Genomic DNA, 21,882 nt, shown 5'->3' on the forward strand with positions numbered 1-21,882 from the left:
GTGTGCGCGGCCCGGAGGTTTACGTGCGCGGTCCGTACGGCTGCTGTCCGGGCGCCACCGCGGCCGTCGCCTCCACCGCGCCCCCCGGGCCGGCCGGCGTCGCGGCGGGCGCTCCGTTCCGCCGCGGCTCCGGTACGGTGCGGGCCGCCATCCGCTTCGCCAGGACCGCGCACACCATCAACTGCATCTGGTGGAACAGCATCAGCGGCAGCACCACAAGCCCGGCCTGGGCGCCGAAGAGCACACTCGCCATCGGCAGGCCGGCCGCCAGGCTCTTCTTCGAGCCGGCGAAGGTGATCGCGATCCGGTCCGCACGCCGGAAGCCGAGCTTCCCGGCGCCGTACGAGGAGGCCGCCAGCATCACCGCGAGCAGCACCGCCTCCACCCCCAGCAGGCACAGCAGCCGCAGTGCGGAGACCTGGTGCCAGATGCCCTGGACGACGCCGGCGCTGAAGGCGGCGTAGACGACGAGCAGGATCGAGCCGCGGTCCACCAGGCCCAGCACCGTCCGGTGGCGGGTGAGGAACCCGCCGATCCACCGCCGCAGCAACTGCCCGGCGAGGAACGGCAGCAGCAGCTGGCAGACGATCTTCCACAGGGAACCGGCCGAGAAGCCACCGCCGTTGCCGTGCAGGACGAGCCCCGCCAGCAGCGGTGTGAGGACGATGCCCAGGATGCTGGAGAACGAGCCGGCGCAGATCGCCGCCGCGACATTGCCGCGGGCCAGGGCGGTGAAGGCGATCGAGGACTGGACCGTGGACGGCACCAGGCACAGGAACAGCAGCCCGGTGTACAGGGTGGGCGACAGCACCTCGGGGACCAGGGCGCGGGCAGCCAGGCCGAGGCCGGGGAAGAGCACGAAGGTGCAGGCCAGCACGGTGAGATGGAGTCGCCAGTGGCGCACTCCGTCCAGGGCCTCGGCGGTGGAGAGCCGGGCGCCGTAGAGGAAGAAGAGCAGGGCGACGGCTCCGGTCGAGGCCCCCTCGGCGACGGTGGCGGCCGGTCCGCGGGCGGGCAGCAGCGCGGCCAGCCCGACGGTTCCCACCAGCGCCAGGATGAATCCGTCCACGGGCAGCCAGGAGGGCAGCTTGGGCACAGGGCGGTGCATGATCTCTCTTCGGTCGTTCGGCGGCTCACGGGCGGGACGGCCTGCTGCGACCCACCCGGCCCTCCAGGGTGCCGCGACCTGCACTGATCGGGAACCCCTCTTACCATGGTCACTGTTATTGCGTTCCGCGATGAACGACGCCGGGGGCCGGCGGCCGGGACGGAGGGCCCGTGTTCGAACCCGTACAGCTGCGCACCTTTCTCGCCGTGGCACAGACGCTGAGCTTCACCCAGGCCGCACACCGCCTCGGGCTGCGGCAGTCGACCGTGAGCCAGCACGTCCGGAAGCTGGAGGCGACCGCCGGGCGCCGGCTGTTCGCCCGGGACACCCACGGGGTGGAGCTGACCGAGGACGGCGAGGCGATGCTCGGCTTCGCCCGGACGATCCTGGAGGCGAACGAGCGGGCCACGAGCTTCTTCGCGGGGACCCGGCTGCGCGGCCGGCTCCGCTTCGGCGCCTCGGAGGACTTCGTGCTGACCCGGCTGCCGGAGGTCCTCGAAGGCTTCCGGCGGGACCACCCCGAGGTCGATCTGGAGCTGACCGTCGAGCTGTCGGGGACCCTCCACGAGCTGCTGGCGGCCGGGCGGCTCGACCTCGTCCTCGCCAAGCGGCGCCCGGAGGCGTCACAGGGCGAGCTGGTGTGGCGCGACCGCCTGGTGTGGGTCGGCGCCGAGCGGCTGCGCCTGGATCCGCGGCGCCCGGTCCCCCTGGTCGTCTACCCGCCGCCGGCGCTGACCCGGGGCCGGGCCCTGGAGGCACTGGAGCGCGCGGGCCGGGAGTGGCGGATCGCCTGCACCAGCGGAAGCCTGAACGGACTGATCGCCGCAACCCGGGCAAGTCTGGGCGTGATGGCACATACGAAGAGCATGATCCCGCCAGGTTTGGTGCAGATCTCGCCACGTGCCGGTCTGCCGGAACTGGGCGGGGTGGATTTCGCTCTTCTCCATGGACAGCGTGACCGCGCGGCGCGGGGCCCGGCCGAGGCGCTCGCGGACGCGGTCCTCGCGGGCGGCGTCCGGCTACAGCTCCCCTGACCGGCCGGCGACCGGTCCGCCGCTCCGGCCCACGATCCGGCGCCGCCCCGGAAGAGCCGCCGCCCCCTCGGCCGTCACGCGCAGAGACGGCGATGTCACGTGCAGAGATTCCGTGCAGATATGGTCCCGGCGTCGTGATCGTCCGACGTTGAACCAGCGTGATCATGTCCACGCTTCTCCGAAGTAGCCCCTTTTGGCCCGTTGGCCAGTTCCCGTGCGGCCACGTTCGCGACGTGGTACGGCCCTGCCGGATGAGGTCACCGTGGGGTACGGTCGCGGCCTTGTGAGGAGCACCACGAGGAGCTGGGTCATTGCGCGAGTTCACCGTCCCGCCACTGGCGACCGCGCCCCGGGTCGGCGGGCTGGCCGACGTCGTCTACGAGCATGCCGAATCCGATCCCGAGCGCGTCGCGCTGGCGCGTAAGGACGACGCGGGGAACTGGCAGAACGTCACCTCCGGAGAGTTCCGGGACGAGGTTCTCGCACTGGCCAAGGGGCTGCTCGCGCAGGGCGTCCGGTTCGGCGACCGCGTCGGCATCATGTCCCGTACGCGCTATGAGTGGACCCTGTTCGACTTCGCGCTGTGGTCGATCGGTGTCCAGTCCGTACCGCTGTATCCGACGTCCTCGGCCGAGCAGGTCTTCTGGATGCTGCACAACGCGGGCGTCTCGGCCTGCCTGGTCGAGCACGAGGACCATGCGATGACCATCGGCTCGGTCATCGACCGGCTGCCCCAGCTGCGCAAGCTGTGGCAGCTGGACGCCGATCCGGTGGCCGAACTGACCGCGGCCGGCAGACACATCGACGACGACGTGGTCCACCGCCACCGGATGGCCGTCACCCCGGACGCCACCGCGACGATCATCTACACGTCCGGCACCACCGGCCGCCCCAAGGGCTGCGTGATCACCCACGCCAATTTCATGGCCGAGTCCGACAACATCGTCATGCGCTACGAGACGGTCTTCCACTCCAAGGCGGGCGACGAGGCAGCGACCCTGCTGTTCCTGCCGCTGGCGCACGTCTTCGGCCGGATGGTGCAGGTCGCCGCGATCCGCGGCCGGGTCAAGCTGGGCCACCAGCCGGAACTCGCGGCCCGCGCGCTCCTCCCCGACCTGCAGACCTTCCAGCCCACCTTCATCCTGGCCGTGCCGTACATCTTCGAGAAGGTCTTCGCCGCGGCCCGGCGCAAGGCCGAGGCCGACGGCAAGCTCGGGCCGTTCGACAAGGCGGTCGACATCGCGGGCCGGTACGCCGAGGCACAGGAGAACAAGGCCTTCGGCACCGGCTCCGGCCCCAGCGCCGCGCTGCGGATGCAGCACCAGATCTTCGACAAGCTGGTGTACAGCAAGGTCCGTACGGCGATGGGCGGCCGGATGCGGTACGCGATGTCCGGCGGCTCGGCGATGGAGCGCCGGCTCGGGCTGTTCTTCGCCGGTGCCGGTGTGCGGATCTTCGAGGGTTACGGCCTGACGGAGAGCACCGCGGCCGCCACCGCCAACCCGCCCGAGCGGACCCGCTTCGGCTCCGTCGGCACGCCCATCCCCGGTACCACCGTCCACATCGCCGAGGACGGCGAGATCTGGCTCTACGGCGGCCAGGTCTTCCACGGCTACCACAACGACCCGAAGGCGACCGATGCCGTGCTGCACGACGGCTGGTTCTCCACCGGTGACCTCGGTGCGCTGGACGAGGACGGCTATCTGACGATCACCGGCCGGAAGAAGGAGGTGCTGGTCACCTCCGGTGGCAAGACGGTCTCGCCGGTGGGCCTGGAGGAGCGGGTGCGCGCGCATCCGCTGGTGGCCCAGTGCATCGTGGTCGGCAACGACCGGCCGTTCATCGCCGCGCTGGTGACCCTGGACCCGGAGGCGGTCACCCACTGGCTGGCCATGCGCGACAAGCCGGAGATGCCGCCGACCGACCTGGTGCGCGACCCGGACCTGGAGACCGAGATCCGGCGTGCCGTCGTCGCCGCCAACACCCTGGTCTCGCAGGCCGAGTCGATCCGTACGTTCCGGATACTGGCCAACCAGTTCAGCGAGGAGCACGGGCTGCTGACCCCGTCGCTGAAGCTCAAGCGCAAGGCGATCGAGACCGCGTACTCGGTCGAGGTGGACGCCCTCTACCAGGCGTGACGGGCCGGGCGGCGCGCCGCGGCCCGACCGGCCGGCGGCCGCCGGCCCCGCCACGCCGTGCGCACCTCGTGGACCTGTGCGGGAATGCGTGACCGCGGATGATCGTTGTCATCCGTGCACGCAACAGTCGACGTAAGGACCGATTCCCCCGTGAGCAAGGTTCCCTCCATCACGCTCAACAACGGCATCGAGATGCCGCAGCTCGGCTTCGGCGTCTGGCAGATCGAGGACGACCAGGCGTCCACCGCCGTCGGCCAGGCCCTGGAGGCCGGCTACCGCAGCATCGACACCGCGGCGATCTACGGCAACGAAGCCGGCACGGGCAAGGCACTCGCGGCGTCCGGCATCGCCCGTGACGAGCTGTTCGTCACGACCAAGCTCTGGAACAGCGATCAGGGTTACGACGCGACGCTGCGGGCCTTCGACACCTCCCTCGGCAAGCTCGGCCTGGAGTACGTGGACCTCTATCTGATCCACTGGCCGCTCCCGTCCAGGGACACGTACGTCGACACGTACAAGGCTTTGGAGAAGATCTACGCGGACGGCCGCGCCAAGGCGATCGGCGTCTCCAACTTCCTGCCCGGGCATCTGGAGCGGCTGCTCGGCGAGGTCTCCGTCGTCCCGGCCGTCAACCAGATCGAGCTGCACCCGCAGTTCCCGCAGGCCGAGTCCCGCGCCGTGCACGCCCGGCACAACATCGTCACCGAGGCGTGGTCGCCGCTCGGCCAGGGCAAGGGCCTCCTGGAGCACCCGACGCTCACCGAGCTCGCCGCCAAGCACGGCAGGACCCCCGCCCAGGTGGTGCTGCGCTGGCACCTCCAGCTCGGCAATGTCGCGATCCCGAAGTCCGTCACGCCCTCCCGCATCGCCGAGAACATCGACGTCTTCGGCTTCGAGCTGGACGACGCGGACCTCGCCGCCCTCGCGGGGCTGGACTCCGGCAACCGCCTCGGCCCGGACCCGGCCACCTTCGACGTGGGCTGACCTGGCGCGATACCGGCGTCGCCCGGTCCGTCCGGGCGGCGCCGCGGCGGACCCGAGTGGCGGACGCGGCGGACGCCAGGAAGTGTGGAGGGTGAGTGCGGGGCGGCTCCCGCGGCGCGCCGACCGGGGCCGGTACCCCTCCGCTTCGCCTGCTCCTCCCCGGTGCCGTACGGCGGGGGAGGTGCCCCCGTCGAGGAGGCCACGATGCCTGAAGTCACCGCTCCCTACCAGCCCGGGACGCCTTGCTGGGTCGATCTCGCGGCCCCTGACCAGCAAGCCGCCATCGACTTCTACTCCCAGGTCTTCGGGTGGGCCGGAGAGATCGGGCCGGCGGAGACCGGTGGTTATGCCGTGTGCCGGCTGAACGACAAGCCGGTGGCCGGCATCATGGCCGCGGTCCCGATGGGCGGCCAGCCCGCGCCGCCGACCGTGTGGACCACCTATCTGGCGGCCACCGATGCCGATGCGACCGCCCAGGCGGTGACCAAGGCCGGCGGCACGGTCCTGATGCCCGTCATGGACGTGATGACGCTCGGCCGGATGGCCATCGTGGCCGACCCCACCGGAGCGGTGTGCGGCCTCTGGCAGCCCGTGGACTTCCCCGGCGCCGGCATCGTCAACGAACCCGGCGCGCTGATCTGGAACGAGCTCAACACCACCGACCCCTCCGCGGCCGGCGCCTTCTACCAGGTGGCCCTCGGCATCGAGAACGCGCCCATGGAGGGTGCCGAGCACTACTACGCGCTGACGGTGGACGGCCGTCCGGTGGGCGGGATGCAGCCGATGTCCGAGCAGATGCCGGCCGACACCCCCTCGCACTGGCTGCCGTACTTCTCGGTGACCGACACCGATGCCACGGTCAAGAAGGTGACCGCGGCCGGCGGCGCGGCGCTGCAGCAGCCCTTCGACATGATCGCCGGCCGGATGGCCGTGGTGACCGACCCGCAGGGCGCGACCTTCGCCGTGATCAACCCGAAGCCGATGAATCAGGGTTGAGCGGGACGGCCGTCCGCAGGCGGCCGCGCGCACCCCGCGGGCGCGCGGCCGTGGCCGGCCCCGCCGTCGCCCGCCCGCTCAGGGCGGCCAGGTGAAGGCCACGGTCAGCGTGCGCGGGCCGGTGCGGACGACCAGCCCGCCGGAGAGTTCGGCGGCGGTGCGCCGGGCGTTCAGCCACACCTGTACGGCGGCGCCGAGCAGCAGCGGGTCGAGGCGCGGCCCGGGGTCGCCGTAGGCGCGTGCGGCGTGCGCTTCGAGCAGGGTGCCGCAGCGCCGCAGCAACAGCAGACAGCGGTCCTGGGCCAGCGCCGCGACGGCGACATCGAGGCTCGCCCGGGGGCTGTGGACGCGGTCGCGCAGCCAGTCGGCGGGCGCGAGTTCGGCGTCGATGACCGTACGGGCCAGGACCTCCGCCGACGACCGCCACAGCCGGTGGGTCTCCTGCTCCGTCACCGCCAGGAACCCACGGGACTCCTCGTGGTCATGGGCGAGGACCGGCCAGCGCCGCACGGCCACCGAGCCGTCGGGCAGCACCTCGCCGGTCACGTCGTACGCCGTCGGGCCCACGTGCCGCTCGGGGCGCGGCTCCGGGACGGGGTCCGGCCCCGGAGGGGCCGCGGGCAGGGTGATGTTCCGGTGCGCGAGGAACGGATACATCACCTCCTGGAGGCGCCGGCCGGCCTCGCCCCGGGCCGCCAACTGCCCGTCCACGGGCGCCTGCAGCCGCTGCGGGGAGTGCTGCTCGGCGGCGGCCAGCAGCTGTGCGAGGAGATCGCCGTCGGGGTCGAGGCGGGGGGCGGCGCGGCTGAGGGCGGCCGTGGGTGAGTCCGGGTCCAGTTCGTCGAGCCCGGTGGCGGCGAGCAGCAGGACGCGGTGCAGCGCGGCGGAGTAGAAGGTGGTGCTGCCGTGGTCGCCCACCACCCAGTCGCTGGCGATGAGCGCGGCGCGCCAGCCCTCTTCCGGCGGCAGCACGAGCAGCCCGGCATCCATCGCCCGGGCCAGCCGCTGGTGGACCCGGTGCCGGCTGTGCCGGGCCCAGACGTTGGGGTGCAGGACGAGGGCGACCGCGAACTCGTCCGCCGGCAGCCCGGTGACCAGCTTCGCGGGCAGGTCCGGATAGCGGCCGAGCAGCGAATGCTCGCTCCAGGTGCTGTTGACCACGACCAGCCGGCGGCCGTGTCCGACGCCCAGCCGCGCACGGTAGAGGTCGCGCCGGGGCCGGCTCTGCTCGATCCGGTCCCAGCAGTAGTCGCCGATCAGATGGGCGACCGGGACGGCCTGGGGGCAGGTCCGGGCGAGCCGGGCGATCTGCTCCTCGTGCGAGACCCCGATCACGGCGGGCAGCACCCGCCCGCCACGCATCAGCTCCCGCCGGGACAGCCCCGCGGGCGCACCGGGATCGCCGGTGGACTCGGTGACCAGCCGGTTGTATCCGGCGCCGTGCGGCATCACCATCAGCGGGGCGTCCAGCTGCCGCATGGACGGGTGCACGGCGCAGGCCACGGCCAGATCGAAGCGCTGCCGGGTCGCCTCCCGCCAGCTGAGCACGCGGGCACCCAGGCCGTCGAAGTAGCCCGCGAGCCCGTCGGCGAAGACCGAGCCCGGGTTGACGGTGTAGGACACCGCGATGCCGTCCTCGGGGCGCAGCAGGCGCATCACGTCCATCAGCCGGGTGGCCGAGGTGAGGGTGCGCGCCACGCCGAGTACCTGGGCGTCCTCCGGCACGGTGTTCCAGCGCGACCGCCGGCGGCTGGTACGGCGGCGGGGCAGCAGGGACACGGGGGATCCACTCTCGGGGCGGCGGGACGGTGCGGCGGCGGGGCCGGGGCGATCGTAGCGCCCGTACCTCGCTCATCGGGGAAGGGAGCTGAGGGCCCGGCAGGTCGGCGTCAGTCCACCGGTTCGCCGATTCCGGCGCGTTGGCGCAGCTCCCGCATCTTGCTGCGGGCGGCGCGCTGTACCTCGGGGTTCTGCATCAGGTCACCGAGCTCCACCGTGAGTTCCAGCGCCTCCTTCAGCTTGACCACCTGGCCGAGCCGCTCGGCCAGCAGCGCGGCATCGGTGACCGCTTCCAGCGCCTGCTCCAGGCGCCCGCTCGCCCGGTGGGCGCGGCCGCACACGATGCCGATGCGCACCCGCATGGCGTCATCGCCCTCGGCCCGGGCCGTCGCCATCGCACCGTCCAGCAGGTCCAGGGCTTCCTGCGGGCGGCCGGCGGCGAGGACCGCCTGGCCGAGGTTGTAGCTCTGCACCACGATGCCGTGCGGGTCCCCCTCGTTGGCGTGCAGGGCGCGGGTGAACAGGGCGATGGCCTCGTCGGGGCGCCGGCGGGCGAGGCACAGCAGCCCCTGGGTCTCCCGGATGATGCCGGGCAGCCGGGCGTCCGCCACCGCGCCCAGGAGCTCGTCGGCGCGGCTCAGCTCGGCGTCGGCGAGGTCGTACTCGCCCAACGAGTAGTGGGCCCGCGCCAGTTGGTTGCGCATGCGGACCTCGGCGTCGATCCGGCCCTCCCAGCGGGCCGCCTCGATGCCCAGCCGGTGCGACTCGATCCAGTCCGCGTAGTGCTTGCGGCCGTGGTAGAGCGCCCAGAGCGATTCGCACAGCCGCCAGACCGCGTCGTGCCACCCCTCCTCGGCGGCCGTTCGCAACACGGCCAGCAGATTGGCCCGCTCGGCGTCGAGCCAGTCCAGCGCCTCGGCGCCGGTGCCGAAGAGCCCGTGGCACCCGTCGGGCAGGGCCGGCGGGGCTTCCTGGAGGCGGAAGCGCGCTCCCAGGACGAGCCGGTCGGCGCGCGCCGCGGCAATGAGGTAGAAGTCCGTCACCCGCCGCCGCGTCTCCCGTACGTCCTGCTCGGGGCCGGTCCGCGTACGGGCGTGCGCCGCCACCACGTCGTGCAGCCGGAACCGGCCCGGGGCGCCCGCTCCGACGGCCATGTGGGCGGTGCGCAGATCGCGCAGCCCGTCCTCGAACCGGGTCACGCCCGCAGCCCCGGCGACGTCCGCGGTGAAGGTGGTGCCGGGGAAGGCGCCCAGGAAGCGGTAGAGGGCCAGGGTGTGGGCGCAGAAGGTCGCGGTGACCGCGTCGAAGACGGCTGCGACCGACCGGCCGGCCTCCCCGGGCCGCAGCTGTTCCTCGGCCAGCGCGTCGACCACGGCCTCCAGGCTCATGTGCGGCCGCTCGATGAGCCATTCGCCGGCGGCGCGCAGCGCCAGCGGCAGACCGCCGCAGGCCGCGACGAGCCGGGCCGCCGCCCCGGGGTCCGCCCCGGATGCCGGGGCCGGCTCCGCGGCCGACTGCTGCCAGCGCCGCACCAGTTGGACCCCGGCGTCGGTGTCGAGCGGGGCCACCGTCAACGGCACCGCGCCGTCCAGCTCCAAGGAGGCCAGTCGCTTGCGGCTCAGGACGACGGCGAGGCCGTGGCCGGGCAGCATCGGCCGCACCTCCGCGGCGTGCTGGGCGTTGTCGAGGACCACGAGGAGTCTGCGGCCGGCGGTCGCCGAGCGGAACAGCGCGGACCGGTCCGCGGTGCCGGCGGGGATGAGGCTCTCGTGGACGCCCAGGGCGCGCAGCAGGGTGCCGATGACGCCGCCGACGTCGATGCCGCCGTCGCGGCGCACCTCGGCGAGGTCGGCGTAGAGCTGTCCGTCGGGGAAGCGTGCGGCCAGCTCCCGCCAGACCCACTGCGAGACCAGCTCCGTCTTGCCCACGCCGCCCAGGCCGGTGATCACGATGGTGGCGGGCGGGCTGTCCGGGCCGTACGAGGCGAGCGCCGCGCCCAGGGCGGCGAATTCCGCGGTGCGGTTGACGAAGCCCGGGCGGGGCGGCGGGACCTGACGTGGCGTGATCGACGCGGGTGCCGGCGCCGCGGCGAGGGTGAGGGAGTCGATCCGGCCGGCCTGCACGACCGGGCCGCCGGCGACCGTGTCACCCGAGATGACGTTGCGGACGGCCTCGTCGGCGCCGTCGCTCCTGTCGCTGTCCACCCGATCTCCCTCCATGCCGTCACCGCGCCTCAGGTGCGCGGGAGGTGCCCCCGTCGCGGCCCGCCGCCCAGCGTATTGCCTGGGCGGCGGGCGCCGGCCGGGTCCGCGCGGATCCGGCCGGTGCATACGGCCGCGGTGCGAGGGACGAGTCGGCCACCGGCTCCGGCAGCTACTGCGCGCGGGCCGTGTGAACGGTCTGCACGGACAGCAGGAAGGCGTCGGGGCGGTGGCTGATCCCGGCGGCGTCCTCGGGGTCGGTGAGGCGGGCGAGGGTGGTGCGGTCCTCCTCGTCGAAGCGCTCGGCGCACTTCTCGGCGGCGCGGCTCAGGGTGGCCAGGACGAAGGCGAGGGCGTCGGCGGACAGCGGGGCCGGCAGGTCGAGCAGGAAGCTGCGGGTGGAGGGGGTGCGCAGACCGGCGTCCGCGAGGAACGCGGGCCAGTCCTCGGTCTCGTGAACGAAGCCGGGCAATGCTTCCCGCATGGTGCTGAACCACTCGTCGGCGGCGGCGTCGATCCGGGACTGCAGCCCCGGGCGGCCGATGCCGAGGTCCCGCGGAAGGTAGCGCGGAGGCAGGCCGCCCTCGCAGACGGCGAGCAGTCCACCGGGCCGCAGATGACCGGCCAGGGTGGCGACCGCTTGGCGCTGGTCCCCGATGTGGTGCAGGACCTTGCTCGACCAGATGATGTCACCGCCGCCCAGGGCGTCGAGCCCTTCCGGGAAGTCGGCGAGATGGGTGCGGACCCGTTCCCCGAGGCCGAGGCCGGCCGCCCGGGCGCGGGCCCGCTCCAGGAGCTCCGCGCTGGCGTCCACCGCGACCACCTCGGCGGCGGGGAAGGCGCGGGCCAGCAGACAGCTGACGACACCCGGCCCGCTGCCGATGTCGAGCACCCGGCGCACCCCGTCGGGTCCGGCGCCGGTCCCCTCGGTGAGCAACTCGCCCAGCCAGGCGGCGGCCTGTTCGTAGAGCGGCGTGTAGACCTCCGCCTCCCGTTCGAGGTGCGAGGCGAGCAGGGCCCAGTCGATGGCGGTGTTGTCGTGGGATGCGGAGTGATGCCCGGTAACGGGGTGTTCGTGAGGACTCATGCCGGCGAGCCTGGGGCACCGCCGGCGCCGGTGCAATCTTCCTTGCCGGTTCAGCAACCCCCGGTTCGGGCGGCCGACAGGGTGTTCGTAAAGTCTGGCTGTGGCTACTCCGGGATGGATGCCGCCGACGGACACCGAGCGGCGGCTGTACGAGGCGACGGCGCGGGGCGACCGGGACGGTCAGGTCGCGGCGATCGCCGGCGAGGATCTGTATCTGGCGGTGCCTCAGCAGGGGCAGGACCCGCTGCCCGTCTATGACGACCCGGCAGTGGGCGGCAGGTGCATTCCCGTCCTGACCCGCGGCATGCTCCCGCCGTGGCAGCCCCAGCAGTTCTTCGACCGGGTGTCGGTGGAGGAGCTGGCGCAGGACTGGCCGAACGACAAGTGGCGGCTGGCTCTCAACCCCGGGACGCCGTACGCCGCGTATCTGGACGCCTCGCACGCCCACCGCATGAGCTGGCTCCAGCACCGCACCCGGGCCGGGGTGCGGCCCGGCGGGCTGCTCGTCACCCACTTCGGCGGGCCGCTGCACGGCCCGCTCGCTCAGGGCCTGGCGTGCGGCGCGCCGCTCGCGGTGCACCACAGCGTGCCCTGGAACGAACTCGGCACGGTCTTCCTCGACCACGCGGCGGACGCCGAGACGCTGCGCGCCCAGTGGTCGGTGACCGACCCCGCCGGCTGGCAGCAGCGTCTCGACCAGCTGCTCGGCGGGCAGTTCGTCCCCGCGCAGACGGAGGCGGCACTGCGCGCCCGGGCCCGCGGCCGGGACGCCGGGGAGCCCGCGGACGCCGGAGCCGGGACCGCGGGCTCCCCGGCGTCCCGGCCGCGGGCCCGGGCGCGCAGCGTCTCGACCAGCTGCTCGGCGGGCAGTTCGTCCCCGCGCAGACGGAGGCGGCACTGCGCGCCCGGGCCCGCGGCCGGGACGCCGGGGAGCCCGCGGACGCCGGAGCCGGGACCGCGGGCGAGGGTGCCGACACGCCCGCCGTCCCGGAGCTGGTGACCCGTTACGAGGAGCGGTTCCGCGCGGACGGTCTGCTGCCGGCGGACGGTCAGGTGGCCTCCCTCGTCGCGCTGGACCACGCACACGCCGTCGGCCTCGTCCGCTGGGGCCTGAGCGCCCGGCTGTGCGCGCCCCCACAGGCCGAGCACGCCGTGGTGCAGGCCGGCGCGCGGGCCCGGGAGGCGTACGGCAGCTGGGAGGAGTTCGCCGCGGGCCATGCGCTGGGCCGGATGCTGGCGTTCGACAACGGCGCGTTCGGGCCGGAGTACGCCCAGGCCGTGCACCTCCACCGGGTGCTGATCCAGGACCCGTCCTCGCCGTGGCGTGGCCTGACCTTCGCCTGACGGCCTTCCGCCCGTGGTGGCGGGCATGTGGGGTACGGGTTCGGTGTAGACCTATGTCTTCGGTGTAGACGTATGTCATGGATGTAGCGGTTTGCCTGTTCAGCTCCGACCTCCGGCTGCACGACCAGCCGGTGCTGCGGGCCGCGCTGCGCTCCGCGACCCGGGTGGTACCGCTGTTCGTCGTGGACTCAGGCGTGGCAGACGCCGGGTTCACGGTGCCCAACCGGGCGGCGTTCCTGGCCGCCGCGCTGGCCGATCTCGACGCGGCGCTGCGGGAACGCGGCGGTCGGCTGGTCATCCGTACGGGGGATGTGGTCACCGAGACCTGCCGGGTGGCGACGGAGACCGGCGCCGGGCAGGTGCATCTCGCGGCCGGGGTGAGCGGCTATGCGCTGCGCCGGGAGCGGCGGTTGCGCGCGGAGCTGGCGGCCTCCGGGCGGACGCTGATGGTGCACGACGCGGTGATCACGGCGCTGCCGCCGGCCGCGGTGCTGCCCTCCGGGACGGGCCGGGACCACTTCGCGGTCTTCACGCCGTACTTCCGGCGCTGGCGGGCCGAAGGGGTGCGGCCGGTGCTGTCCGCGCCGCGGTCCGTACCGGTCCCGGAGGGGGTGCGTTCCCAGGAGCTGCCGTCGGCGGAGGTCCTGTGCCCGGGTGGGAAGCCGTCGCCCGGGCTGCCGGTGGGCGGCGAGCGGGCGGGGCGCCGCCGGTTCGCGGCCTGGCAGCGCTCGGGCATGGCCGACTACCAGGACCGGCAGGACGATCTGCCGGCCGACGCCACCTCACGGCTGTCGCCGTATCTGCACTTCGGCTGTCTGTCGCCGGCGGAGCTGGTGCACAAGGCGGCCGGCCGCCCGGACGCCGGCGCCGCGGCGTTCGTCCGGCAGCTGGCCTGGCGGGACTTCCACCATCAGGTGCTGGCGGCCCGCCCCGACGCGGCGCACGCCGACTACCGCACCAGACACGACCATTGGCGCCATGACGAGGACGAGGTGCGCGCCTGGAAGGAGGGCCGCACCGGCTTCCCGGTGGTCGACGCGGGGATGCGGCAGCTGCTGCACGAGGGGTGGCTGCACAACCGGGCCCGGATGCTGGTGGCGAGCTTCCTGACCAAGACGCTGTATGTGGACTGGCGGGTGGGCGCGCGGCACTTCCTGGACCTGCTGGTGGACGGCGACCTGGCGAACAACCAGCTCAACTGGCAGTGGATGGCGGGCACCGGCACCGACACCCGGCCCCACCGGGTACTCAATCCGCTCGTCCAGGCCAGGCGGTTCGATCCGCAGGGCGACTACGTGCGGCGCTGGGTGCCGGAGCTGTCCGGCCTGGCGGGCCCGGCCGTCCACCGGCCGTGGCGGCTGACCGGGGCGGAGCGCGCCGCGTACGACTACCCGGACCCGGTGGTGGATCTGGCGGACGGCCTGGCCCGGTTCCGGCGGGCCCGCGGGCTGGAGTAGGCGGGGCGGGGTGCGGCCGGTGTGGCAGGGGTGACCCGCCGGCGGGAGATGATGCAGGACGGACCGACGGAGAGGACGGATACGACATGGGCGGGAGCGGTATGCGCCGCGGTATGGACCGGACGCTGCTGGACCGTGCGCTCGGTGCGGCGGGACCCAGGCAGCCGGCCGCGCTGCCGACCTGGGCCCAGTGCCGGACCGCGCTGCGCCGTACGCCGCTGTCGGTGTGGCACGACGACGTGACGGACTGGGCGGCGAGCCTGACGTACTACTCGGTGCTGGCGCTGCTGCCGTCGCTGATCGTGACGGTGTCGCTGATCGGGCTCGCCGATCCGCCGGCCACCGAGCAGCTCATCAACCAGATCAGCTCGATCGCCCCGGCCCAGTCGGGCCCGACCGTGCACCGTGCGCTGGTGAGCATGGCGCATCAGCGCACCGCCGCGTGGGTGGTGGTCGGCGGCGCCATGGTCAGTGCCCTGTGGTCGTCGTGCAGCTATCTGGCGGTGTTCCGCCGGGCGCTGCACGCGATGCACCGCACCCAGGACGACCGGCCGCCGTGGCGCAAGGCGCCGCGCATCCTCATGACGGCGCTGCTGCTGATGGCGCTGCTGATCAGCAGCGCGGTGGCCCTGCTGGTGAGCGGCCCGATCGCGACCACGCTGGGCCGCACGGTCGGGCTCGGCGAGGCGGGCGAGGCGACCTGGAACCTGCTGAAGTGGCCGTTGCTGCTGCTCCTGGCCACGGTGCTGGCGATGGTGCTGTTCCGTTCCGGGCCGCCCAGCTCCCGCGGGGTGCGGCGCGCGGCGCCGGGCGGGGTGGTCGCCGTGCTGCTGTGGCTGGTCTCGTCGGCCGCCTTCGCGCTCTACACCTCGTACGTGGGCACCTTCAACCGGCTCTACGGCTCGCTCGCGGGGCCGGTGGTCTTCCTCATCTGGCTGTGGTTCTCCCACCTGTCGCTGCTGTCCGGCGCCCAGTTCAACGTGGAGCTGGCGCGTGCCGGGCGGGTGGTGCGGCCGCGCTCCGGCAGCTGAGCCGCCGGTGGGTCAGCGCGCGCCGTGCGCCGCGGCGATCTCCTCGATACGGCGGGCGAGACCGACGTCGAGGTGGGTGATCCGGCCCCCGATGCTGTGGGTGTTCACCGCCACGGCGAGCTGGTTGTAGCCCAGGGTCAGCTCGGCGTGGTGGCCCAACTCCTCCTGGATCTGCGCGATATGGATGACCATCGCGACCGCCGGGAAGTGCCCGCGGAACCGGTAGCTGCGGCGCAGCAGGTCCCCCTCGGCCGACCATCCGGGCAGCTCCCCGAGGCGCTCCTCGATCTCCTTGCCGCTGAGCGGTTCCAGCTGGGCATTCATGGGCGCTCGCCTCTCACCATGGGCCGGCCACCAGGTGCGCCGGCTCCGCCACGTATCGATGTCCCCGCCGGGCCACCCCACGTCCGCGGCAGCCCCGACGCCTCCAGCGTGGCACGCCACCCCTCCTTGGCGCCCCCGGGCACGCACAGCACCTCCGCACGGCCCAGCACACCGCACCCCCGGCCAGCTCGCGCTGAGCGCAGATGACATCGCGCCGCTCATCAGAGATCCCCCGCCGCGATCCGCTCGGCTCGCGTCCGCTTCACCGTCAACCGGTCGGGGTCCTGCACCGCCCACTCCCGGTTTCCCCACGCCCGGAGGTAGTAGTCGCCCCTGCGGAGGTCCGTCACGACGGCTCGACGGCCGGGGGCATACTCGACTTCATCGCCGACCTCCGGCTGACGGGCACTCACCAGGCAGCCTTTGGGTCGGGGCACTGTCCATCGCTCATCGCCAGTTCTCCTTGTAGCCGTCCAGGAGCCATTGGCAGTCGCGCGCCATCAGCTGCACTTCGATCAGAGCACCGAACGGAAGCGGACTCAGTTCCTGCTCCGCCTGGCGCTCGATTCCGTCCAAGCGCGTGACGTGCCGATGCCACCTGGTGGCCCCGCGCCACATCTGGTCGGCGGCCTTCCGGGCAGGCTCTCGAAGTAACGCGATGTGGCCACGCAGCTGCGCTTCAAGGTCGACGAGCGTGCTCATCTGGAGTTCGCCGCGACTCGCACCCAACGCCATTTTGATGGTCTCTTCGATGGTGAACACGTCGATTGCACCCGGCTCGCTCGGCTCAGCGGCGACACCGCTGGTCTGCAGCTGTGTGCGCTCGGTTCTCATCATCGCGGCCTCATCCCGTGCGTCATTGAACAAGTACGGGACCAGCGTGAAGCACCGAAGTACGCACAATGCTCACAGATTTGTGAGTGCCGGAAGGTGGGGCCGTGAGCGCCCTACAGGCCGATCCAGGACGCCATGTGCCCCAGGGTGTCGGGGGTGCTTCGCGCCATGCGCACCAGACCGCTGATGGTTTCGCGGGCTCCGGGGTGGTACCTCGTCTGCTCCGGCGCAGCGCGCCGCGCATCCACAAGGGTTGCCAGCGCGGCGGCCGTACGTCCTGTTTCCATCTCTGAACGGGCACGTTCGATGAGGAAATGCGCGCGGCGCGAAGTGGCAAGGCCTGTCGGCAACCGGAGAGCCCGAGCCTGGCCGATCGCGTCGTCATAGTGGCGCATCTCTACGGCCGCGGACATACAGTGCAGCTTCACATTGGTGGGCCCGAAGCTCAGCCAGTGCACGTCGGAAGCATCACCAACACGGGCAGCGCAGACGCGGGCCTCTGCAAGGTGCGAATCCACGGAGTGCTGATCCCGGGCGCGTGCCGCGATTACCGTGGCACCGAGATGCAGCTGACCGATAACGGCGATGGTCTCACGCGTGGGTTTCTCCCCTTGGAGGAGCCCGTGGCCGGCGCGGATGAGACGCTGCCCGATGGTGTACTCGCCCTCACGAAAGTACACCAGCGCGCGCATGTATTGCCGGACAGCGGCCAGGGAAGCGTCGGAGGCACGGTCAGCCGCCCACGCCAAGCGGTCCAATGCAACTGAACCGAGGTCGAAGTATCCGAGCTTGACTGCGATGTCGTGAGCGGTTCGGTAGGTGGAGGCGACGGCCCGCCACAGTTCCGTCGTTGGCGTCTTCCAGGCGGCGGAGGTGATCTCAGCGATGAGCCCGGGAAGCCTCACAGCAGCTTCGCGCAGATGGGTGGCACGCACGGTTTGGCACAAGCCTTCGGCTTCGCTGACGAGTTGCGCAGCAGGCCTGGTTGCCAGGCCCGGGTCAACACCGAGGTCGTATAGATCAAGAGACTCGCGGATGGGGCGGACGAGTGCGGACAAGCGGTCCTGCTGGAGTTCGGTGACGTAGGGCTGTCCTGTCAGGGCAGTGACGTCGATCCTCAAAGCTGAGGCAACGGCCGCGACGAAATCGGGGGTAGCCGCCCGAGCGCCGCATTCGACTTGGTTGAGGAGGCTGTACGAGTACGGGATGATCCTGGCCAGATCCCGTTGGGTGAGGCGCGCGATTCTCCGCTGCTCCTTGATGCGTGCGCCGGTGTGGTTGTCGTCCAGTGAAGGCATACCGGTCTCCAGTCCCTTGAACCCGCTTGGAAAGGTACCCACGGGACGTGCCCTGGGTGACCGCTCCGCTCCCCACACCACTCGGTTCGGGGAGCGGTTGCGTGTGGTCGGATGGCGCCATGAGTCCTCCCGTTCTCTATCTCTTCGGTTCCGCCGCCCCACCCGTACAGCAGTTTCCCGACACGGTGCGCCGTGCCCAGGCGGCGGGATTCGAGGTATGCGTGGGGCTGACCCCGACGGCCGCTCGGTGGCTCGACGGCGCGATGCCGTTGCTGGAAGAGCTGACGGGCCACCCCGTGCGCTCCGAGTACAAGCAGCCGACCGATCCGGATGTCTGGCCGAAGGCAGACGTCGTCGTGTTCGCCCCGATCACGTTCAACTCGGTGAATCTGTGGGCACTCGGGCTGACCAACCACTTCGTCATCGGGGTGGCCGCCGAGGCAATCGGCAAAGGGATCCCGACCGTAGCGATGCCCTGCGTGAACAGCGCCTACGTGCAACATCCGCAGTTCGAGCGGTCGGTGGAGACACTGCGGGGCTCCGGGGTGTCCGTGCTGTACGGCCCCGGGGGCTTCGAGCCGAATGAGCCGGGAATGGGGCGGCCCGAGGGCTACCCGTGGCACCTGGCGCTGGCCGAAGCGGCGCGCGTTGTCGGTGCCGCCCCGTAGCGGCACGGAGCCATCGCCCTCCACCAATGGCTCGAAGGCGAGTACCGCAACCGACTGCCAACGGCGTGAACGCGGCATTCGCCACGCTCAGTTCGGTATCCCGATCTCCGCCCAGATCGACTTCCCCCCGGCCCGGTGGCGGGTGCCCCAGCGCTCCGCGAACTGGGCGACGAGCAGCAGGCCGCGCCCGCCCTCGTCGAAGATGCGGGCTCGCCGCATGTGCGGGGCGGTGCTGCTGCCGTCGGACACTTCGCAGATGAGCACGGTGTCGCGGATCAGGCGCAGCTGAACGGGCGGGCCGCCGTAGCGGATCGCGTTGGTGACCAGCTCGCTCACCACCAGTTCGGCGGTGAAGGCGACCTCGTGCAGTCCCCAGCCCGCCAGGCGGCGGGAGACCTCGTCGCGGGCGCCGGCCACGGCGGACGGGTCCGGCGCCAGGTCCCAGGTGGCGACCTGACCGGCGTCGAGGGCTCGGGTGCGCGCGACGAGCAGGGCGACGTCGTCCGACGACCGTGCCGGGAGCAGGGTGTGGAGCAGGTCGTCGCAGGTGGCCTCCAGTGAGCCGGCAGGCCGCTCCAGGCTCTCGCGCAGCAGCTCCATGCCCCTGTCGAGGTCGTGTTCGGGGCCCTCGACGAGGCCGTCCGTGTACAGCACGAGGAGGCTGCCCGGGAGCACTTCCCATTCGACCGCTTCGAAGGGCAGTCCGCCCACCCCCAGCGGAGGGCCCACCGGGAGATCGATGAACTCCGCCGTGTGGTCGGGCATGACCACGGCGGGCGGGGGGTGGCCCGCACCGGCGGCGGTGCAGCGGCGCGAGACCGGGTCGTAGACGAGATACAGACAGGTGGCGATGAGATCGGTGACGAGATCGAGCTCCGGATCGGTGGCGGTGCGCTCCTCCTCCCTGAGGTGGGTGACCAAGTCGTCGAGGTGGACGAGGAGTTCCTCCGGAGGCAGGTCGACGTCCGCCAGCGTGCGTACCGCGGTGCGCAGCCGCCCCATGGTGGCGGAGGCGTGCAGGCCGTGGCCCACCACGTCTCCGACGACCAGGGCGACCCGGGCGCCCGACAGCGGGATCACATCGAACCAGTCGCCGCCCAGCCCGGCCCGGGAACGGGCCGGGAGATAGCGGTAGGCCGCCTCCACCGCCGCCTGGGTGCCGAGCCGCTGCGGCAGCAGACTCTGCTGCAGGGCGAGGGCGGTGGTCCGCTCGCGGGTGAAGCGGCGGGCGTTGTCCACGGCCACGGCAGCGCGTGCGGCGATCTCCTCGGCGAGGAGCAGATCGTCCTCGTCGAAGGGCTCCTCGCGCTGATGGCGGACGAGCACGGCCACCCCGAGCGTGATGCCGCGGGCGCACAGCGGGATCACCATGATCGAATGCATCCCCCAGGCGCGCACCTTCGCCGCGCGCTCAGGGTCGGCCACCTGCCAGCTCGCGATGGCTTCGTCCAGGGTGCGGTGCAGCGAGGACCGCCCGGTGACCAGGCAGCGGGCGGGGGGCGAGGACTCCGGGTAGTGGTCCACCTCCCCCAGCCGGCTCACCGACTCGGGGACGCCGGGGAGGACGGACTGCTGGGCGGCGCGGCGCAGGGCGACGGAGCCCCCGGCGGACGGCCTGGGTTCGACGCCCCGGACCAGCGAATCCAGCAGGTCGACGCTGATGAAGTCGGCGAGCCGGCCCACCGCTACGTCCGCCATCTCCTGGGCCGTGCGCGCCACGTCGAGGGTGCTGCCGACCTGCGTGCTGACGTCGTTCAGCAGGAGCAGCCGCTCTCGGGCCCGCTGCTGGTCGGTCACGTCGAGCGCGATGAGCTGCACGTGTCGCACCTGTCCTGCCGGGTTCCTCAGGGGTGACGCGGTGACGGTCCAGTACCTTTCGTGCGTGCCGTGCCGCGGCCGGCCATGCACGTGGAACCGCTCCGGTTCCCCCGTCTCGAACACCCGGCGCATGCCCTCTTCCACCGTGTTGCAGACGTGGGGCGGCAGGACCTCGGTGACCCGCCGGCCGCGCAACTGCTCCTCCGTGAGGCCCAGTTCGACGGCGGCGCCGTAGCTCGCCCGCAGGGCCCGCAAATCGGCGTCGTAGATCATCAAGGGCAGGTGGCACTGGGTGAAGGCTTCCTCTGTCGTCGCCTCGCCGTTGTACGGAGGTGGCTCCTGATGCAGATGTGGCTGCTGTGACGGTGTGGCCACGAGGAGCCACTGTGCGTTGCCCTGGTGGTCGAGTGAGGCGTACGCCCGCAACTCGGCTTCCATGGGGTGGCCGTCCTGGTGTCGCAGCAGGGTCGTGCCGCTCCACACGTCGAGCGCCACGGACGGGTCCCCCATGGCGTCGACGTCCCAGCCGAGCAGACGCGCCGCGGGCCGCCCTACCGCGTCCTCGTACGGATAGCCGAGCAGCCGCTGGGCGCCGGCGCTCCACCCCGTCACGGTCCCCCGCGCGTCGACGACTGCCGTGGCCGAGGTGGCCGGATCCGGAAGCGGACCGGAGCCGTCTCCGAGAGGGGTGGCATTTCCCATGGCCATTCATCGCCCATCCTGCCCCCGGGCTCCGGAGCCCTGAGGCACAGAGACACTGAGGCGCAGAGACACAGAGACAGAGCAGACGCCGCAGGGCGGCGGAACGTCGGGTCCGTCGCCTCGGCCCCTCTCCTCACTTGTATCTCTCCTGGCACACAAGCGCAGGTCGGCGGGCGGCACGGCGGAATGACGTCGCACCGGAGCCGCCGGGCTCGTCGGCTCCGCTGCTGGTGAGGGCCGAGCGGAAGGCGTTCCGCCCTCCGTTCTCCCAGGTCACGGCCTCAGCCGCGGTCCTCACCGCTTCGCGGACCGAACGCGTTGCGGAGATCGTGGGGCGGCATACCTTGGTGGTATCGGCCCGCTTGCCCCGGCTCCGGGCCGTTGGCGCCCGGCCCCTGTGGCGCTGGACCGCCCGGCCCCTGTGTCGCCGGGCGACATCCGGCGGCGGCCGCGGCAGCCCGTCCCACCCGTGTCGAGCGGGTGCCGGTGCGCAACGCCGACGAGAGGACACTCCATGAGCAACTCCAGCCCCGACGAACACGCGCCTCCGACGGAAGGGGCTGCCGCCGAGGGAGCCCCGTCCGCGGAAGAGGCGGCGGAAACCCAGGCCGCCCTGATCGACATCGCGACCAGCGTGGCCCTGCTGCCGCAGTCACCACCGGCCGAGGGTGAGGAGGAGCGCCCCGAGGGGACCATCGCCCTGCCGGTCGTCGAACAGGACGGGAACCGCTATGTGCCCGTCTTCACCACCGAGGACGCGCTGGTGGCAGCCGGGGGAGAGCCCGGCACCGCGCTCCGCCTCCCCGTCGTGGAGCTGGCCGCGAACTGGCCGGCGGACGACCTGTGGCTGGCGGTCAACCCGTCCACCGAGGAGGGTCTGGTCCTTCCCCCGGACCTGGTGCGGGCCTTGCCCGCCTTCAGCCGGCGCAACGACTAGACCGAAGACCGGGCCAGGCCGGGGCCGAGGGCGCCCCCAGTGGCGCCGGAGAGCACCGGCGAGGTCCCGGGCTCCCCCGGGCCGACCGCGGCGCGGGGGTGGAGCTACCACCCCCCTCCCCGCGCCGCGGTCGGCCCGGGGG

General features: G+C 72.5%; 19 protein-coding genes. 10 read left to right on the plus strand and 9 right to left on the minus strand.

What is annotated here, in order from left to right:
• Positions 1-19: 19 nt before the first annotated feature.
• Positions 20-1,108, minus strand: coding sequence for a bile acid:sodium symporter family protein (locus EST92_RS08180; RefSeq protein ID WP_129280267.1), 1,089 nt, complete (start codon positions 1,106-1,108; stop codon positions 20-22).
• Between the two features lie 170 nt (positions 1,109-1,278).
• On the opposite strand from EST92_RS08180, the gene EST92_RS08185 reads away from it, so the two are divergent.
• The 4 genes from EST92_RS08185 to EST92_RS08200 all read left to right on the plus strand — a co-directional run bounded on the left by EST92_RS08185 (position 1,279) and on the right by EST92_RS08200 (position 6,260).
• Positions 1,279-2,142 carry a LysR substrate-binding domain-containing protein gene (locus EST92_RS08185; RefSeq protein ID WP_129280268.1) on the plus strand — a complete coding sequence of 288 codons (864 nt, stop codon included), beginning with the start codon at positions 1,279-1,281 and terminating at the stop codon, positions 2,140-2,142.
• Between the two features lie 311 nt (positions 2,143-2,453).
• Complete coding sequence (locus EST92_RS08190; RefSeq protein ID WP_129280269.1) at positions 2,454-4,280, plus strand: AMP-dependent synthetase/ligase; 1,827 nt, start codon at positions 2,454-2,456, stop codon at positions 4,278-4,280.
• A gap of 150 nt (positions 4,281-4,430) precedes the next feature.
• On the plus strand, positions 4,431-5,264 hold the full coding sequence (locus tag EST92_RS08195) for an aldo/keto reductase (protein ID WP_129280270.1): 834 nt from the start codon (positions 4,431-4,433) through the stop codon (positions 5,262-5,264).
• A gap of 204 nt (positions 5,265-5,468) precedes the next feature.
• Positions 5,469-6,260 (plus strand): VOC family protein, encoded by a 792-nt coding sequence (locus EST92_RS08200; protein ID WP_129280271.1) that lies wholly within the window; start codon positions 5,469-5,471, stop codon positions 6,258-6,260.
• Positions 6,261-6,338: 78 nt separating this feature from the next.
• Here EST92_RS08200 and EST92_RS08205 read toward each other — a convergent pair whose 3' ends face one another.
• The 3 genes from EST92_RS08205 to EST92_RS08215 all read right to left on the minus strand — a co-directional run bounded on the left by EST92_RS08205 (position 6,339) and on the right by EST92_RS08215 (position 11,327).
• Positions 6,339-8,039, minus strand: coding sequence for a hypothetical protein (locus EST92_RS08205; RefSeq protein WP_129280272.1), 1,701 nt, complete (start codon positions 8,037-8,039; stop codon positions 6,339-6,341).
• Positions 8,040-8,149: 110 nt separating this feature from the next.
• Entirely contained in the window at positions 8,150-10,243 is a 2,094-nt protein-coding gene (locus EST92_RS08210) for a hypothetical protein (protein WP_254068628.1), read from the minus strand.
• A 169-nt stretch (positions 10,244-10,412) separates the two neighbouring features.
• On the minus strand, positions 10,413-11,327 hold the full coding sequence (locus EST92_RS08215) for a class I SAM-dependent methyltransferase (RefSeq protein WP_174243960.1): 915 nt from the start codon (positions 11,325-11,327) through the stop codon (positions 10,413-10,415).
• 100 nt (positions 11,328-11,427) lie between these two features.
• Here EST92_RS08215 and EST92_RS08220 point away from each other — a divergent pair, with 100 nt between their 5' ends.
• The 4 genes from EST92_RS08220 (at position 11,428) to EST92_RS08235 (ending at position 15,159) form a co-directional block, all read left to right on the plus strand.
• Positions 11,428-12,327 carry a hypothetical protein gene (locus EST92_RS08220; RefSeq protein ID WP_254068630.1) on the plus strand — a complete coding sequence of 300 codons (900 nt, stop codon included), beginning with the start codon at positions 11,428-11,430 and terminating at the stop codon, positions 12,325-12,327.
• Positions 12,324-12,671 carry a DUF1266 domain-containing protein gene (locus tag EST92_RS08225; protein WP_254068631.1) on the plus strand — a complete coding sequence of 116 codons (348 nt, stop codon included), beginning with the start codon at positions 12,324-12,326 and terminating at the stop codon, positions 12,669-12,671. Before EST92_RS08220 ends, EST92_RS08225 begins: the two co-directional genes overlap by 4 nt.
• A gap of 77 nt (positions 12,672-12,748) precedes the next feature.
• Complete coding sequence (locus tag EST92_RS08230) at positions 12,749-14,128, plus strand: deoxyribodipyrimidine photo-lyase (protein WP_129280274.1); 1,380 nt, start codon at positions 12,749-12,751, stop codon at positions 14,126-14,128.
• Between the two features lie 86 nt (positions 14,129-14,214).
• Positions 14,215-15,159: a YihY/virulence factor BrkB family protein gene (locus EST92_RS08235; RefSeq protein ID WP_129245108.1), complete on the plus strand. Its 945-nt coding sequence runs from the start codon at positions 14,215-14,217 to the stop codon at positions 15,157-15,159.
• Between the two features lie 12 nt (positions 15,160-15,171).
• Here the strand turns inward: EST92_RS08235 and EST92_RS08240 are convergent, their stop codons facing one another.
• The 4 genes from EST92_RS08240 to EST92_RS08255 all read right to left on the minus strand — a co-directional run bounded on the left by EST92_RS08240 (position 15,172) and on the right by EST92_RS08255 (position 17,615).
• A complete protein-coding gene (locus tag EST92_RS08240) occupies positions 15,172-15,483 on the minus strand; it encodes a 4a-hydroxytetrahydrobiopterin dehydratase (protein ID WP_129280275.1) in 312 nt (103 codons plus the stop codon).
• Positions 15,484-15,704: 221 nt separating this feature from the next.
• On the minus strand, positions 15,705-15,896 hold the full coding sequence (locus EST92_RS08245; RefSeq protein WP_254068633.1) for a hypothetical protein: 192 nt from the start codon (positions 15,894-15,896) through the stop codon (positions 15,705-15,707).
• Between the two features lie 34 nt (positions 15,897-15,930).
• Positions 15,931-16,350, minus strand: a complete 420-nt coding sequence (locus EST92_RS08250; RefSeq protein WP_129280276.1) for a DUF6415 family natural product biosynthesis protein — start codon at positions 16,348-16,350, stop codon at positions 15,931-15,933.
• Positions 16,351-16,430: 80 nt separating this feature from the next.
• The gene (locus tag EST92_RS08255) at positions 16,431-17,615 is read right to left on the minus strand and encodes a helix-turn-helix transcriptional regulator (protein ID WP_129280277.1); all 1,185 of its coding nucleotides are present in this window, start codon (positions 17,613-17,615) and stop codon (positions 16,431-16,433) included.
• Positions 17,616-17,734: 119 nt separating this feature from the next.
• Here EST92_RS08255 and EST92_RS08260 point away from each other — a divergent pair, with 119 nt between their 5' ends.
• Positions 17,735-18,283 (plus strand): flavoprotein, encoded by a 549-nt coding sequence (locus tag EST92_RS08260; RefSeq protein ID WP_129280278.1) that lies wholly within the window; start codon positions 17,735-17,737, stop codon positions 18,281-18,283.
• Between the two features lie 87 nt (positions 18,284-18,370).
• Here the strand turns inward: EST92_RS08260 and EST92_RS08265 are convergent, their stop codons facing one another.
• Positions 18,371-20,809: a SpoIIE family protein phosphatase gene (locus EST92_RS08265; protein WP_129280279.1), complete on the minus strand. Its 2,439-nt coding sequence runs from the start codon at positions 20,807-20,809 to the stop codon at positions 18,371-18,373.
• A gap of 508 nt (positions 20,810-21,317) precedes the next feature.
• Here EST92_RS08265 and EST92_RS08270 point away from each other — a divergent pair.
• Positions 21,318-21,740, plus strand: a complete 423-nt coding sequence (locus EST92_RS08270; RefSeq protein WP_129280280.1) for an SseB family protein — start codon at positions 21,318-21,320, stop codon at positions 21,738-21,740.
• The last annotated feature ends 142 nt before the right edge of the window (positions 21,741-21,882 follow it).

It is taken from the genome of Streptomyces sp. TM32 (genome assembly GCF_004122755.1).
Taxonomy (GTDB): Bacteria; Actinomycetota; Actinomycetes; order Streptomycetales; family Streptomycetaceae; genus Streptomyces; species Streptomyces sioyaensis.

What these genes read in the sequence shown, in the direction of transcription:
- EST92_RS08180 (WP_129280267.1), bottom strand. Translation starts at nt 1,108, where the DNA reads ATGCACCGCCCTGTGCCCAAGCTGCCCTCCTGGCTGCCCGTGGACGGA.
- EST92_RS08200 (WP_129280271.1), top strand. Translation starts at nt 5,469, where the DNA reads ATGCCTGAAGTCACCGCTCCCTACCAGCCCGGGACGCCTTGCTGGGTC.
- EST92_RS08215 (WP_174243960.1), bottom strand. Translation starts at nt 11,327, where the DNA reads ATGAGTCCTCACGAACACCCCGTTACCGGGCATCACTCCGCATCCCAC.
- EST92_RS08230 (WP_129280274.1), top strand. Translation starts at nt 12,749, where the DNA reads ATGGATGTAGCGGTTTGCCTGTTCAGCTCCGACCTCCGGCTGCACGAC.
- EST92_RS08235 (WP_129245108.1), top strand. Translation starts at nt 14,215, where the DNA reads ATGGGCGGGAGCGGTATGCGCCGCGGTATGGACCGGACGCTGCTGGAC.
- EST92_RS08240 (WP_129280275.1), bottom strand. Translation starts at nt 15,483, where the DNA reads ATGAATGCCCAGCTGGAACCGCTCAGCGGCAAGGAGATCGAGGAGCGC.
- EST92_RS08255 (WP_129280277.1), bottom strand. Translation starts at nt 17,615, where the DNA reads ATGCCTTCACTGGACGACAACCACACCGGCGCACGCATCAAGGAGCAG.
- EST92_RS08260 (WP_129280278.1), top strand. Translation starts at nt 17,735, where the DNA reads ATGAGTCCTCCCGTTCTCTATCTCTTCGGTTCCGCCGCCCCACCCGTA.
- EST92_RS08265 (WP_129280279.1), bottom strand. Translation starts at nt 20,809, where the DNA reads ATGGCCATGGGAAATGCCACCCCTCTCGGAGACGGCTCCGGTCCGCTT.
- EST92_RS08270 (WP_129280280.1), top strand. Translation starts at nt 21,318, where the DNA reads ATGAGCAACTCCAGCCCCGACGAACACGCGCCTCCGACGGAAGGGGCT.